This is a genomic window from Micromonospora solifontis (assembly GCF_003725545.1).
In the GTDB taxonomy this organism is placed as follows: Bacteria; Actinomycetota; Actinomycetes; order Mycobacteriales; family Micromonosporaceae; genus Micromonospora; species Micromonospora solifontis.
The window spans coordinates 47,909-63,219 of record NZ_RJLN01000022.1 but is presented as its reverse complement, the minus strand read 5'-3'; the positions used below and the strand labels follow the sequence as shown (position 1 = coordinate 63,219).

Here is a 15,311-nt window from a genome sequence, read left to right as displayed (position 1 = left end):
GTCGACCGGAGGCCCCCGCCGGGTCACGCCGCGACCGAGGGCACCGCCCGTTCGGCGGCCCGGGCGGCGAGCCGCCGTTCCCGCTCCTGCGCGCCGATCAGGTCGTCCGGCAGGGAGTCCTCGACCTCCAGGTCGAAGCGGCGCAGCAGCCGGACCGCGAAACCGCCGAGCGTGATCAGCACGAGGATCAGCCCGAAGCAGACGTACGCGAAGCCGATGCCCCGGCCGGGACCGGTGCCGATCACCGCGCCCACCGACCCGGCGAGCGCCCCGCCCGGGGCGAGCAGTGGCTCGAACAGTGCCGTGGCCCCCGGCGCGAGCAGCGCGAAGCCGATCGGCAGGGTCGACCAGGCGATGGTCTGGTTGAGGCTGAACACCCGGCCGTGATAGCGCTGCGGCACCTTGACCTGGACGATGGTGGCGTAGATCGACTGGGCGGTGGTCATCGCCATGGCCAGCCAGCAGAAGCCGACGCAGATCATCGCCACCGAGCCGTCCAGGCCGATCAGCACGCAGCCGATCGCGGTGCCGAGGTTCGCGATCAGCACCCCGATCATCCGCCGCCGGCGCGGGCCGCCCCACAGCGACATGAGCATGCCGCCGGCCACCGCGCCGACCGCCTCGGCGACGGCGACCTGCGCCACCTGCGTCGGGGTGCCGAAGGAGAGCACCAGCGGGGTGGTGAGCACCAGGGCGGGGGCCAGGAAGATGTTGCCCAGTGCGAAGTAGCCGAGCATCAGCCGGAAGCCGCGGTGCCGCCAGGAGTAGCGCAGGCCGTTGGCGATGGCGACCAGCAGCCGTTCCCGGGGCCGCCAGCCGAGCAGGTCCGGGAAGCGGACCACCGCCAGGGTGGCCACCGCCACCAGGTAGCTGGCCACGTCGACGAGCAGGATGCCCTTGAGTTCGATCGCGGCGAGCAGGCCGGCCGCGAACACCGGCATCAGCAGGGTGGCGACGCCGGTGGTCAGCTGGGTGACACCCATGGCGTGGCCGAGGTAGCGCTTTGGCACCAGCTGGGGTACCGCCGACTGGAAGGCGATCCGCTGGAACGACCCGGCGACCGAGCTGAGCGCGACCAGCGCGTAGATGTGCCAGAGCACGAGGTTGTCGGTCCACAGCAGCGCGGCGAGGACCAGCTGGATCGACCCGGCGACGGAGCTGGCCAGCATCATGATCCGGCGGCGGCTGACCCGGTCGACGATGGCGCCGGCCACCGGGAGCATCAGCACGCCGCAGATCAGCGCGAGCGCCCAGAGCAGGCCGAGGTCGGCCACCGAGCCGGTCCGGTTGTACAGCCAGATCGGCAGGGCGAACGCGGTCAGTGCGGAACCGGTGCTGGAGACGAGCTGCCCGGCGGTTACCGCCAGGAACCGGCCCATGCTCGGCTTCACCACGGCCTTCCCCGCTTGCTCCGCCCCGACGCGCAGCCGGTCGAGCACCACCCAGTCGGCGTCCTCGCCCCGGGCCTGGGGGCCGAGCGCCGTGGCGTCCCCGGCGGTCACCGCCGGATGGACCCGGGTGACGATCTCGGCCAGCTCGTCGGCGCGGTACTTGAGGAAGAAGTGGCCGGCCTGGTCGAGCACCACCAGGCCGAGGGTGTCGCTGAGGAACTGCCACTCGGCGTACCGCTCGCGGTAGTAGTCGGTGACCGGGTCCTCGGAGCCGACCACGGAGATGATCGGGGCACGCAGCTTGGCGGCCCGCCGGTCGAGCAGGCCGGTGAAGTACTCCTCGGAGGCCCGGGAATCGGCCCGCATGTTGCTGATGATCCGGTCCGCCTGCTCCGGGTCGAGCTCGTCGGTGTCCACCCCCATCGACTTGAGCCAGCTCGCGTAGTGCCGGTTGCTCTTGAGCTGTTCGAGGCGGTTACGGGCCCGGGCGAAGAACCCCTTGGGCCGGGCGAACGGGAACATCGCCCCGATGTAGACGGCCGCCAGGTCGCGCCCGGCCGCCTCCACCTTGCGGGCCACCTCGGCGACGATCGCGCTGCCCACGCCGCAGTGGCCGTACAGGGCGATCGGGCCCTCGACCCGCTCCAGGATCTCGTCGGCGACCCGGCGGGTCAGCTCCTCGAACGGCAGGGCATCCTCGGCGAGCCCGACGTCGTGCCCGGGGATGGCGAGCGACCACAGGGCGTGCCCGGCGGGCAGTGCGTCGGCGAGCGGCTGGTAGACGATCGCGCTGCCGCCGCCATACGGGACGCAGACGTAGGACAGCACCCGCTGGGCGGCGGGGATCGGCCTGGTCAGCTCGTAGAGCAGCCGGCGCGGGCCCGCCGCGGCCGCGTCGCCGCAGATGAACGCGGCCAGCTCGCGGATGGTCCGCTGCTGGAACAGGTCCATCACGCCGACCGCCCGGCCGCCCAGCTCCGCCTTGCGGATCTTCGCGACCACCTGGGTGGCGAGCATCGAGTGCCCGCCCAGGTCGAAGAAGTCGTCGTCGATGCCGAGGGTGTCCACGCCGAGCACCTCGGACCAGATGGCGGCGAGCGCGCGTTCGGTGTCGTCGCGCGGTTCGACCAGCGCCACCGACGCCTCGCGGGTGACCACCGGCGCGGGCAGCGCCCTACGGTCGAGCTTGCCGTTCGGGGCCAGCGGCAGAGCGTCGAGGGTGACGAACGCGGCCGGCACCATGTACTCCGGCAGGGTCTCCTTGAGCGCGGCCTTCACCGTGCCCTGCTCGGCCGGCCCGACCAGGTACGCGGTGAGCCGCTTGTCGCCGGGGCTGTCCTCGCGGACGATCACCGCCGCCTCGGTCACGCCGGGCTGCTCGCGCAGCGTGCTCTCGATCTCGCCCAGCTCGATCCGCAGGCCGCGCAGCTTGACCTGGTGGTCGATCCGGCCGAGGAACTCGATGACGCCGGAACCGTCCGGGCCGGCCACCCAACGGGCCAGGTCACCGGTGCGGTAGAGGCGGCTGCCGGGCTCCTCCGACCACGGGTCGGGGACGAACCGCTCGGCGGTCAGCGCTGGCCGGCGGTGGTAGCCGCGGGCCAGCCCGACCCCGCCGATGTGCAGCTCCCCCGCCACGCCGACCGGGCACTGCGCCCCCGCCGGGTCGAGCACGTGCAGCCGCAGGTTGGTGATCGGTGCGCCGATCGGCACGCTGGTCACCCGCGCCAGCAGCGCCGGCTCGCAGGGCCAGGCGCTGACGTCGATGGCCGCCTCGGTCGGGCCGTACAGGTTGTGCAGGCCGCACCACGGCAGCCGGGCGGTGAAGTCCACCGCCGAGGTCAGCGGCAGCTCCTCACCGGAGCAGATGACCCGGCGCAGCGCGGTGGCCGCCTCGACGCCGTCCTCGCCCAGGAAGACGGTGAGCATGGAGGGCACGAAGTGGGCGGTGGTGATCCGCTCGGCGACCAGCAGGTCGCGCAGGTAGCCGGCGTCCTTGTGGCCGCCGGGCCGGGCCAGGACCAGCCGGGCGCCCGCGCGCAGCGGCCAGAAGAACTCCCACACCGACACGTCGAAGCTGGCCGGGGTCTTCTGCAGCACCGCGTCGTCCGCGCCGAGACGGTACGTCCGCTGCATCCAGTCGAGCCGGTTGACGACGCCCCGGTGGGTGTTCGGCACGCCCTTCGGCCGGCCGGTCGAGCCGGAGGTGTAGATGACGTACGCCAGGTGCTCCGGGCCGGCCGCCGGCTGCGGGTCGGTGCTCGGCTGGTCCGCCCAGACGCCCGCGTCGTCCAGGTCCAGCAGCTGGGCGGCGGTCGCCGGGAGCACGTCGCGCAGGTGCCGCTGGACCAGCACCACCGGTGCGTCCGCGTCGGTGACCATGAAGGCGAGCCGGTCGGCCGGGTACTCCGGGTCCAGCGGCAGGTACGCGCCGCCGGCCTTGAGCACGCCGAGCAGGCCGGCGACCAGCTCGACGGAGCGTTCGGCGCAGACGCCGACCAGGGTCTCCGCGCCCACCCCCGCGGCGCGCAGCCGGTGCGCGATCCGGTTGGCGGCGGCATTCAGTTCCGCGTACGTCAGGCTGCGCCCCTCGATGGTGAGCGCCACCGCGTCCGGGGTGCTGGCGGCGCGCTCCTCGATCGGGCCGTGCAGGGTCTGCGTACGCGGGAAGTCGGCGGCGGTGTCGTTCCAGGCCGCCAGCAGCGCCCGTTCCTCGGCGGGGAGCAGCGGCAGCCGCGAGACCGGCGTGTCCGGGGCGGCGACGACCGCGGCCAACAGGGTGGTCCAGCGCCGCGCCATCCGCTCGACGGTGTCCCGGCTGAACAGGTCGGTGTTGAAGACCAGCTTGCCCCAGAGCCCGTCGGGCACCTCGACGGCGTGCAGCTCGAAGTCGAAGCGGGTGGCCCGCAGCTCCATCGGCGTCCACTCGAAGCTGACCTCGTCACTGCGGGAGACCTCGGAGAACCGGCCCATCTCGTAGTTCTGCAGCACGAACATAGCCTGGAACACCGGGGAGCGGCTGACGTCACGCGGCAGCCCCAGCTCGTGGACGACCTTGGCGAACGGCACCTCGCCGTGCTCGAACCCGTCCAGCACGCTGCGCTTCGTACGCGCCAGCAGCTCGGTGAAGGTCGGGTCGCCGGCCAGCTCGGCACGCAGCGGCAGCATGTTGATGAACATGCCAACCACGTTCTCCAGCTCCGGCGCGGACCGGCCGGCCACCGAGGCGCCGACGGCGAAGTCGTCCTGACCGGCGTGCCGGGCCAGCAGCACCTGGTACGCGGCGAGCAGGGTCATGAACAGCGTGCCGCCGGCCGCGCGGGTCAGCTCGCCGAGCCGGTCGACGACCGCCCGCTCGACGGTGAACTCGACGAAGTCGCCCCGGTAGGTCTGGGTGGCCGGGCGGGGTCGGTCCAGCGGCAGTTCCAGCGGGGTGATCCCGGCGAGCCGCTGCCGCCAGTGGTCTACGTGCGCCCGCGCCTGCGGGCCGGCCAGCTCGCCGGCCTCCCAGACCGCGAAGTCGCCGTACTGGACGGGCAGGGTGGGCAGCTCGCCGCTCCGGTAGAGGGTGATCAGGTCGCGCAGCAGCACGTCCACCGACCAGCCGTCGCCGACGATGTGGTGCTGGCCGAGGAACAGCACGTGGTCGGCTGGGGCCAGCCGGACCAGCAGAGCCCGCAGCAGCGGGCCCCGGGCCAGGTCGAACGGCTCGGCGGCGGCCGCCTCGACCAGCGCCTGCGTGGCTGCCTCGTCCGGGGCGTCCACGATGGTCAGCGGCACGTCGACGGTCTCCTCGACCACCACCGTGGGGCGCCCGTCCGCGTCCGCCGGGAAGCGGGTCCGCAGCGACTCGTGCCGGGCGCTCAGCGCGGCCAGGGCGGCGCGCAGCACGTCGACATCGAGCGGGCCACGCACCCGCAGCGGCACCGCGATGTGGTACGCCGCCTCGCCCGGGGCGAGCTGGTCCATGAACCAGACCCGCTCCTGGGCGTACGACAGCGGCACCTCGGCGTCGGCGGCCCGGGGCGTGATCCGGGCCGCCGGGGCGGCCTGGCGGGCGCGCAGCCGCCGGGCGATCAACGCCTGCCGGGCCGCTTCCCGGGTCGGATCCTTCAGGTCGGTCATCAGCTCGATTCCTCTTCCGCCGCGAGCAGCGCGGCGACCTCGGTGTCGGAGAGTCCGTCGAGTTCGGCGGCGATCCGCTCCTCGATCTGGGCGGCCAGGTCCGCCACCACCGGGCTGCTGAACAGCGCCCGCATCGGCAGTTCCACGTCCACCTCGGCGCGGATCCGGGCCATCGCCCGCATGCCGCGCAGCGAGTTGCCGCCGATGGCGAAGAAGTCGTCCAGCGCGCCCACCTTCTCCACCTGGAGGATCTCCGCGTACACCTCGGCCACCAGGGCCTCCGCCGCGGTGCGGGGCGGGACGTAGCTGCCCTCGGCCGGGGTGGTGAGCACCGGGGCGGGCAGCGCGGCCCGGTCCAGCTTGCCGTTCGGGGTCAGCGGCAGCGCGTCGAGCCGGACCAGCGCGCCCGGCACCAGGTGTGCCGGCAGCTCGCGGGCCAGCTCGGCGCGGACCGACTCCTCGGCGGCCGGGCCGACCAGGTAGCCCACCAGGACCGGCTCACCCGAATCGACGCACACCGCCGCGGCGGCCGCCCGGACGTCCGGGTGGGCCAGCAGGGCCGCCTCGATCTCGCCCAGCTCGATCCGCATGCCGCGCACCTTGACCTGCTCGTCGCGGCGGCCCAGATACTCCAGGGTGCCGTCGGCACGCCAGCGGGCCAGGTCGCCGGTGGCGTACATCCGCTCCCCGGGCGGACCGTACGGGCAGGGCAGGAAGCGCTCGGCGGTGAGGCCGGGGCGGCGGTGGTAGCCCCGGGCCAGCTGGGCGCCGGCCACGTACAGCTCGCCGACCACGCCGGGCGGGACCGGCTGCAGGGCCGCGTCGAGCAGCAGCGCCCGCATGTTCCAGGTGGGCCGGCCGATCGGCACCGGGCCGGCCGGGACCGGCTCGCCGGGCGCGATCCGGGCGGCCACGCAGCCGACGGTGGCCTCGGTCGGCCCGTACTCGTTGATCACCGCGACGCCCGCGTGCGCCGCCCGCCACCCGGCGAGCCGTTCACCGGTCAGCGCCTCGCCGCCGATCACCAGGTCGGTGGTCGGGGACAGCGCGCCGTCGAGCAGCGGCAGGTGGCTGGGGGTGACCTTCAGGAAGGCCGGCGGGCCGCCGACCCGGGCCGCCGGCTCGTCGAGCGCCGCCAGCCGGACCGTGCCGCCGGCGCTGAGCGGGCCGAGCAGGCCGGTGACGGTGAGGTCGAACGAGATCGGCGAGTGCAGCAGCGCCGTGCCGGCCAGGCCGGGGTAGGTGTGCCGGGCCCAGGCCAGGTAGGCGCTCGCCGCCCGGTGCTCCACCACCACCCCCTTCGGGCGGCCGGTCGAGCCGGAGGTGTAGAGCACGTACGCCGGGTGCTCGGGGCGCAGCGGGGCGAGCCGGTCGGCGTCGGTGAGGTCCGCGTCGGACTGGTCGGCGCCCACCTCCCCATCCAGCACCAGCGGCTCCCCCGGCACCAGCGCCGCGGTTTCCGGGGTGGCCACCACCAGGATCGGCTCGGCGTCCTCCAGCAGATACGCGATCCGCCCGGCCGGATAAGCGGTGTCCACCGGGACGTACGCCGCGCCGGACTTGAGCACCGCGAGGATGGCCACCACCAGCTCGAAGGAGCGGGGCAGGGCCAGCGCGACCCGCCGCTCCGGGGCCGCGCCGCGGGACACCAGCAGCCGGGCCAGCCGGTTGGCGGCGGTGTTCAGCTCGGCGTACGTCAGCGGCACGCCGTCGCAGACCAGGGCGGTGGCGTGCGGGCTGGCCGCCGCCTGCCGCTGCAGCTCGTCGACCAGCGTGGTCCGCGGCACCTCGTGCGCGGTGTCGTTCCAGGTCTCCAGCACCCGGGCCCGGTCGGCGGCGGCGAGCAGCGGCAGCGCGGCGACCGACCGGTCCGGGTCGACGACCGCGGCGTCGAGCAGCCGGAGGTACCGGTCGGCGAGCGCCTCGGCGGTGGCACGGTCGAACAGCTCGGTCCGGTAGACCAGGCGGCTCTCCCCGGCGGTGATGTCGAAGGCGAGGTCGTCCTTGGTGGTGCCCAGCTCGACCGGATCCAGGCCCGAGTCGGGGATGAAGTTCAGCGCGGTCTGGAAGATCGGCTGCACCGACGGGTCGCGCTGCGGGTCGACCGCCTCGACGATCTCCTGGAACGGGGTCTGCCCGTGCTCCATCGCGTTGAGCAGGCCGTCCCGGACCCGGTCCAGCAGCTGCCGGAACGTCGGATCGCCGGAGACGTCGCAGCGCAGCGCCACCGGGTTGACGAACATGCCGATCAGCGGGGCCAGCTCCGGGCTGTCCCGGCCCGCGGTGGACACCCCGACCACCACGTCGGTGTCGGCGGAGATCCGGGACAGCAGCGCCGCGAAGCCGGCCAGCAGCACCATGTACGGCGTGGCCGCCGCCCCGGCCGCCAGGGCGCCGATCCGGTCCAGCAGCCCGGCCGGCAGCGCGAAGCGCACCTCGCCGCCGGCGAAGCCGAGCTGGGCCGGGCGGGGCCGGTCCAGCGGCAGCCCGGTCACCGGCGGCGCGCCGGCCAGGTGGTCCACCCAGAAGGCGAGCTGGCGGTCCAGTTCCACGCCGGTGAGCTGACCGCGCTGCCAGACCGCGAAGTCGGCGTACTGGATGGGCAGCTCGGGCACCGCCGCGGGGGCGCCGGCCAGCGCGGCCTCGCCGAACGCGTCGAGTTCCTTGACCAGCAGCACCGCGGAGTGGCTGTCGAAGACCGCATGGTGCACCACGAACAGCAGGAGCCAGCGGTCGTCCTGCCGGACCAGCCGGGCGCGCCACAGCGGCGGCTCGTCCAGCCGGATCGGCGTGCGGGCCAGTTCGGCGTGCAGCTCGCTCACTCGCTCGGCCCGCCCGGCCCGGGGCAGGTGGCTCACGTCGTCGGTGGGCAGCGGGACCGGCGCGTGGGCCTGCACCACCTGCACCAGCGCGCCGTCGTCCACCCGCAGGTGGGTACGGAGCGACTCGTGCCGGGCCACCACCTGGTTGACGATCTCGGTGGCGCCGTCCGCGTCGATCCCGGCGGGAAAGAGCCACAGGCAGGAGACGTTGAACACCGGCGAATCCGGGTCGAGCTGGTTGGCCATCCACACCCGCTCCTGGGCGAAGGAGGCCGGGAAGGTCCACTCCTGGCTCATGAGTGCGCCTCACGGACCGAGCGGGGACGCATGTCCGTCCACACGGTGTCGACGTGGGCCAGGCACTCCTCGCGGGTGCCGGCGAAGCCGGCGTCGTGCCAGCCGGCGGGGAGGTCCCGGTCGGCCGGCCAGATCGAGTACTGCTCCTCGTCGTTGCGGACCACCAGGAATCGAGGCTCGGCCATGTCAATTCGCTCCAGGGGTGTCGGGGGTGTGCGGTTCGGCCATCGCGACGGCGATCTGCCGCGGGCCGGTGTACGGCTCCCGGGCATGCGCGGCGGTCATGTTGTCCACCACCAGCACGTCGTCACGTTGGTAGTCGAAGCGGACGCTGGCGGACCGGTAGGCCGCGCGCAGGTGGTCCATCACGTCGGTGGGGATCTCGCCGCCGTCGCCGTAGTAGGTGTTCGACGGCAGCCCCTCGGGGCCGAACATGGCCAGCAGACCTTCCTGGTAGTCCTTCGGGAGGGTGGTCACGTGGAAAAAGGTGGCGTGGTTGAACCAGCGCGGGGTGTTCGAGCCGGGCCGGTGGTGGACCACGTCCCGGACCGCCCGGGTGCGCAGTCCGTCCGTGCCGACCCACTCGACGGTGATCCCGTTCGCCGCCGCGTACGCCTCGACCTCGGCCCGGTTCTCGGTGTTGAACACCTCCTGCCAGCGGGTGCCGAAGTCGCCGTGGAAGTTGCGCACCAGCATCCAGCGCCGCCGGATGAACTCCTCGCGCACCGCCGGGTCGATCGCCTCGTAGACTCGGCGCACGTCGGCCAGCGGGGTGGCGCCCCGGGTCTCCGGCGGGGTGATGCAGTAGAAGAACAGGGTCAGCGGCCAGCGCGCCTGGTACGAGTTCTCGTTGTGCAGGAAGATCTCCTCGTCCGGCGGGTAATCGGTCGAGGTGTAGACCCGGCCCTTGATGGAGTGCCGGGGCGAGGAACGCTCGGTATAGGTCAGCGGCTCGCCGGAGAGGGCGCGGACGGTCCGGTCGAAGCCGTCCACCCCGCCGACGTCGAAGCCGCGGAAGAGCAGCCCGCCGTGCTCGGCTAGGGTGACGCGCAGCTCGGCGCGCCGGGCGTCGATCAGGTCCGTCAGCGCCCGGCCGTCGTGCTCGATGACCACCGGCAGCGTGGCGATCGTGTCGCTCATGCTTCTCTGTCTCCTGTTCTTCGTGGTCAGGCGCGGGGCAGTCGCGGGATGGCCGGGACCGCCGCCGGCGCGGACGCCTCGCCGGCGGGCTGGGCCGCGCGCAGCTCCTCGATCCGGGCGGCCAGCCCGGCAACGGTGGGGGTCTCGAAGAGGCTGCGCATCGGCAGGCGTACCCCGGTGGCCTTGCGCATCGCGGCGATGAGCTGCACCGCCACCAGGGAGTTGCCGCCGAGGGCGAAGAAGTCGTCGTCCACGCCGACCTCGGCCACGCCGAGGCCGTCGCGCCAGACCTGGGCGATGGTCTGCTCCAGCTCGGTCGCGGGCGCGGCCGACCCGCTGCGCGTGGTGGCTGGCGCGGACACCGCCGGCTCGGCCTCCGCCGCCAGGCTGTCGGTGGTCACCCGGGCGGCCCGGCGACGGATGTCGGCGACGGTACGGGTGGTGATGACCACCTGGGCGCCCAGCCCGGCGCTCAGGCTGCGGCGGAACGCCTCCGCCCCGTCCACCGGCCGGATGTCCTCGGTCACCGGGGCCGGTCCGGTTTCCGCTCCGGCGGCCGGCGCGTCGGCGAGACCGCCGGTGACCGCGCCCTGGTCCACCCGGCGCAGCACGAAGTCGCTGATCGCGACCAGTTCCCGCCCTTCGGGGTCCACCAGGGACAGGTCCGCGGCGACCACCTCGTCGGTGGCGGCGTCCCGGTGCCGCAGGTGGCTGTGGAAGACCGCGGGCAGCGTCCCGCGCACCACGATCCGGCCGTAGGACAGCGGCAGGTAGGTACCGGAGCCCTGACCCCGGCCGAACGCGGTCGCCACGTCCAGCAGCGCCGGGTGCAGCCCCCACGCGGGCAGGTCGCCCAGCGCCGCGGCCGGGGCCTCGACCCGGGCCAGTTCCTCCCCGTCGCCGAGGTGGTGCTCGGCCAGCGCGGCCCAGCGCGGGCCGAAGGTGAGCATGCTGGTCCGGCCCCGGCCGAAGGAGGCGTCGTCGTCGACCCGCCGGCCGGCCACGGTGGGCTCGGCCGCCGGCGGGGCCGGTTCCCCGGTCCATCCGGCAGCGCCGCGCACGTGGGTACGCAGCCGGCCGGCGGCGAGGCTGGCCACGGTGAAGTCGACGCCGTCCTCGGTGGGGGCCAGCTCGACCCGGTACTGGGCGACCGTGCCGTCCGGCACCGAGAACGGCTCCAGGAACACCACGTCGCGCAACTCCACCGCGGCCGCCGGGCCGGGAGCGGGCAGCGCGGCGACCACCGCGGCGCGCACCGACTCGAGGTGTGCGGTGCCGGGCACCACGGGCACCCCGCCGATCCGGTGCTCGTCGAGCAGCCAGTGGGTGCCGGCGGAGACCAGGCCGTGCAGCACCGTGCCAGCCGGGCCGGCCACCTTTGTGGTCAGCACCGGGTGGTCGACCGGGCCGGTGACGGTGTTCCGGCCGGCGGCCCGGAAGGCGGCCGGCGCGTTGGTCTCCACGGCCATGCCGACCTCGGCCCAGCCGCCCCAGTTCTGCGACACCACCGGCGCCCGGAAGCCCTTGCCGGTCCGCGCGAGCGCGTCCAGGAAGTTGTTGGCCGCGCAGTAGTCGACCTGGCCGAACCCGCCGATCACGGCGGTGATCGAGGAGCAGAGTGCCACGAAGTCCAGCGGCAGGTCGCCGAAGACCTGGGCGAGGGCGAGGGTGCCGGCGAGCTTCGGCGCGAGCACCCGCTCGGCCTCGGCCCGCTCCTTGACCTCGGCCATGCCCCCGCCGGGCAGGCCGGCGGCGTGCACGATGCCGTCCAGCCCGCCGAAGCGGGCCTCGACGGCCTCCCGGACCCGGCGCAGGTCGGTCAGGTCGGTGACGTCGGCGGCGAGCACCAGCACCTCGGCCCCGGCCGCCTCCATCCGGCGGATCGCCGCGATGGCCCGGCCGGCCCGGTCCGCGCCCCCGTGCACCGCCAGGTGCTCGTCCCACCGGTCCCGCTCGGGCAGGCCGGAGCGGGCCAGCAGCACCAGCTTGGCGCGTACCCGGCGGGCGAAGTCCTCGGCCAGGGTGACGCCGATGCCGCCGAGGCCGCCGGTGATCAGGTAGCGGCCCTCCTCGCGCAGCGTCCCCGGCTCGCTCTCGGCGTCGACGGTGACCTGCTCGTACCCGGCCACCCAACGCCGGTCGCGGCGCAACGCCACCTCCGGGTGCGCCGGGTCCACCGGGCCGCGCAGCTCGGTCACCAGCGCGGCGACTCCGCGCGCGGTGGGGTCCGCGTCGACCAGCCGGACGGTGAGGCCGGGCAGCTCGACCGGGAGCACCCGGGACAGGCCGGCCAGGGTGGCGTGCTCCGGCCGGACCAGGTCGTCGCCGCGCACATCGCCGATGCCGGCGGTGACCAGGTCGACGGCGATCCCCCGCTCGTCGGCGGTCAGGCCGGCCCCGGCGAGCGCCTGCACCAGGTGCAGCGCACTGAAGAAGCCCCGGTCCTGGGCGGCCCAGGTGGCCGCGATGTCCGTCCCGGCGGGTTCGCCGTCCAGGGCGTACGCGTGCACGATCCGGCGCGGCAGGTCGGCGCCGAACGCGGCGACCAGCGCGTCGTGGTCCTCCCGGACGCCGGGGCGCAGCCGGAAGCCGGTGGCGGTGGCCGCGAAGGCGTCGCCGGCGCGTACCTCCACCGGGTCGTCGCCCGCGGCCCGCAGCGCGGCGACCAGCGCCGTCCCGCGCGGCCCGTCGGCCAGCACCAGGCAGCGACCCAGCGGCGCGACGCCGCGCGCCGGGGCGGCCTGCCGCCACACCGGCACCGCGAACCACTCCGGCAGCGGCCGCGGCCCGGTCTCCACCGGCGCCGCCACCGGCTCCACCGGGTCCGGGTCGATCCAGTAGCGGCGGCGCTCGAACGGGTACGCGGGCAGCGGCACCCGGCGGGCGTCCGGGTCGGCGGCCGGACGCACCGGGACGCCGGCGCACCACAGCGCGCCGGCGCTGCCGAGCAGGGTGGCCAGGTCGCCGGTGGACTCGCCCGGGCCGGGCAGGCTGCCCAGCGGGGTGAGCTTGCGCTGCGCCTCGGACGCCTTGGCCACCTGCATCCGGGCCAGATTGGCCAGCTGCCGGCCCGGCCCGCACTCGACCAGCGCCCAGGTGCCCTCGGCGAGCAGGGTGGCCACGCAAGCCCCGAAGCGGACCGGCCGGCGCAGGTGCGCGGCCCAGTACGCCGGGTCGGTGGCCTGCGCCGCGGTGATCCAGGTCCCGGTCACGTTGGACAGGAACGGCACGGCCGGCGCCCGCAGCGGCACGCTCGCCATCAGCGCGGTGAATTCGGCGAGGATCGGCTCCATCATCGGTGAGTGGAAGGCGTGCGAGGTGCGCAGCTTCTTGGTCTTGCCCTTGAGACCGGCGGCGAACTCCTCGACCAGCGCCGTCTCGCCGGCCACCACGCAGGTGCCGGGGCCGTTGACGGTGGCCACGGAAAGCCCGTCGGGCAGCCGGTCGGCGACCGCCGACTCGTCCAGCGACACGGCGAGCATCGAACCGGCCGGCAGGGAGTGCATGAGGCGGCCCCGGGTGGCCACCACCCGCAGCGCGTCCGGCAGGCTGAGCACGCCGGCCAGGGTGGCGGCGACGTACTCGCCGATGGAGTGGCCGATCATCGCGACGGGAATCACCCCGGCCCGCCGCCACGCGCTGGCCAGGGCGTACTCGACGGTGAACAGGGCGGGCTGGGTGTAGCGGGTCTCGGTGAGCTTCTCCCCCGCGTCCGGGTCGCGGCCGAGGATCAGGTCGCGGATGTCCAGCCCCAGCTCGGGGCGGAGCAGTTCGGCGCACTCGTCCACGATGGCCGCGAAGCCGGGGTCCTCGGCGTAAAGCTGGGCGCCCATGCCGGCGTACTGGGACCCCTGGCCGGAGAACAGGAAGGCCACCTTCGGGGCGGGACCGTCGGCGGCGCCCCGGTGTCCCTTGCGGGCGTCGCGCAGCGCGGCAGCCGCCATCGCGGGGTCGGTGGCGACGACGGCCGCCCGGTGCGGGTACTCCTGGCGGCCCACCCGCAGCGTGTGTGCGACGTCGGCGAGCAGCCCAGCGCCACCTCCGGCGCTGCCGAGCAGCTCGGCACCCCCTCCGTCGCCGTTGTCCAGGTGGTCGGCGAGCCGCCGCACCGCCGCGTCGAGCGCGGTGGGGGTCTTCGCCGACACCTGGAGCAGGTGCGCCGGACGCACCCGCCGCTCCCCCCGGTACGCGGCCGGCGCCTCCTCCAGCACCACGTGCGCGTTGGTGCCGCCAATGCCGAACGAGCTGACCCCGGCCCGGCGCGGCCCGCCGTCGGTGTCCCACTTGGTCAGCGTGTTCGTCACGTAGAACGGGGTGTCCGCGAACTCGATCGCCGGGTTCGGCGTCTCGTAGTTGATGGTCGGCGGGATCAGGCCGTGCTCCATCGCGAGCACCGTCTTGATCACGCCGACGATGCCGGAGGGCTGGCTGAGGTGGCCGATGTTGGACTTCACCGAGCCGATCCCGCACCAGCCCCGGTCCTCGGTGTTCGCCGTGTAGACGGCGGTGAGCGCGGCCACCTCGATCGGGTCGCCGAGCGCGGTACCGGTCCCGTGCGCCTCGACGTAGCTGATGGTGCGCGGGTCGATGCCGGCCATGCCGACCGCCTGGGCGATCGCCTCCGTCTGCCCGTCGATGCTGGGGGCGGTGAAGCCCACCTTTCCGGCACCGTCGTTGTTGATGGCGTTGCCGAGCACCACCGCGCGGATCGTGTCGCCGTCGGCGACGGCGTCGGAGAGCCGTTTGAGAAGGGTCACCCCGACGCCGCTGCCCCAGACCGTGCCGTTCGCCCCGGCGTCGAACGGGCGGCACCGGCCGTCCGGCGAGGTGAAGCCCTCCATGCCGAGGTAGCCGACGTGCGGCAGCTCGACGTTGACGCCGCCGGCCAGGGCCATGTCGCACTCGCCGTTGCGCAGCGCCTCGCACGCCAGGTGGAACGCCACCAGCGAGGTGGAGCAGGCGGTGTGCACGGTCAGGCTCGGCCCGCGCAGGTCCAACCGGTACGACACGTTGGTGGCGACGTAGTTCGGCGAGTTGCTGGTGGCGATGGAGACGCCGCCGTGCACACCGCCGAACCGCTTGTTGGCCAGTACGAACTTGTGCAGGTAGACGTTGCTGCCGGTGCCGGCGTAGACGCCGACCGCGCCGTCGTAGCGGCCCGGGTCGTAGCCGCCGTCCTGCAGCGCGACGTAGCAGGCCTCCAGGAAGAGCCGGTGCTGCGGGTCGGTCATCTCGGCCTCGCCGGTGGTCATCCCGAACAGGCCGGCGTCGAACTTGTCGTAGCCGTCGATCAGCGGGGCGCGGTTCACCCAGCCCGGGTCGTCCACCTCCTCCGGCCGGGCGCCCCGGGCGATCTGCTCCTCGCGGGTCAGCTCGGTGGACGACTCGACGCCGTCGACCAGGTTGCGCCAGAACTCGTTGACGTCATCGGCGCCGGGGACCCGGGCCGCGAGCCCGACGATCGCGATCGGTTCGACGCCGTCATCGGTGCCAGGGATGTGGTTCTGCATCGGGGTAGTCCTTAGCTCAGGCGGTG

At 74.3% G+C, this 15,311-nt stretch carries 5 protein-coding genes; all 5 read right to left on the bottom strand.

The features are described from left to right. Nucleotides 1–23 precede the first annotated feature (23 nt). The 5 genes from EFE23_RS10600 to EFE23_RS10580 are packed head-to-tail and all read right to left on the bottom strand — an operon-like array spanning nt 24 to nt 15,285. Nucleotides 24–5,516, bottom strand: a complete 5,493-nt coding sequence (locus EFE23_RS10600) for a non-ribosomal peptide synthetase/MFS transporter (protein WP_123240728.1) — start codon at nt 5,514–5,516, stop codon at nt 24–26. After that, complete coding sequence (locus tag EFE23_RS10595) at nt 5,516–8,635, bottom strand: non-ribosomal peptide synthetase (protein ID WP_123240727.1); 3,120 nt, start codon at nt 8,633–8,635, stop codon at nt 5,516–5,518. The genes EFE23_RS10600 and EFE23_RS10595 overlap by 1 nt, the downstream gene beginning before the upstream one ends. Continuing rightward, nucleotides 8,632–8,820 carry an MbtH family protein gene (locus EFE23_RS10590; RefSeq protein WP_123240726.1) on the bottom strand — a complete coding sequence of 63 codons (189 nt, stop codon included), beginning with the start codon at nt 8,818–8,820 and terminating at the stop codon, nt 8,632–8,634. The genes EFE23_RS10595 and EFE23_RS10590 overlap by 4 nt, the downstream gene beginning before the upstream one ends. A gap of 1 nt (nt 8,821) precedes the next feature. Then, nucleotides 8,822–9,775, bottom strand: a complete 954-nt coding sequence (locus tag EFE23_RS10585; protein WP_123240725.1) for a TauD/TfdA family dioxygenase — start codon at nt 9,773–9,775, stop codon at nt 8,822–8,824. A 26-nt stretch (nt 9,776–9,801) separates the two neighbouring features. Beyond that, nucleotides 9,802–15,285 carry a type I polyketide synthase gene (locus EFE23_RS10580; protein WP_123240724.1) on the bottom strand — a complete coding sequence of 1,828 codons (5,484 nt, stop codon included), beginning with the start codon at nt 15,283–15,285 and terminating at the stop codon, nt 9,802–9,804. Nucleotides 15,286–15,311 lie beyond the last annotated feature (26 nt).

Coding starts and splice junctions, on each gene's coding strand:
- EFE23_RS10600 (WP_123240728.1), bottom strand. CDS start 5,516: ATGACCGACCTGAAGGATCCGACCCGGGAAGCGGCCCGGCAGGCGTTG.
- EFE23_RS10595 (WP_123240727.1), bottom strand. CDS start 8,635: ATGAGCCAGGAGTGGACCTTCCCGGCCTCCTTCGCCCAGGAGCGGGTG.
- EFE23_RS10590 (WP_123240726.1), bottom strand. CDS start 8,820: ATGGCCGAGCCTCGATTCCTGGTGGTCCGCAACGACGAGGAGCAGTAC.
- EFE23_RS10585 (WP_123240725.1), bottom strand. CDS start 9,775: ATGAGCGACACGATCGCCACGCTGCCGGTGGTCATCGAGCACGACGGC.
- EFE23_RS10580 (WP_123240724.1), bottom strand. CDS start 15,285: ATGCAGAACCACATCCCTGGCACCGATGACGGCGTCGAACCGATCGCG.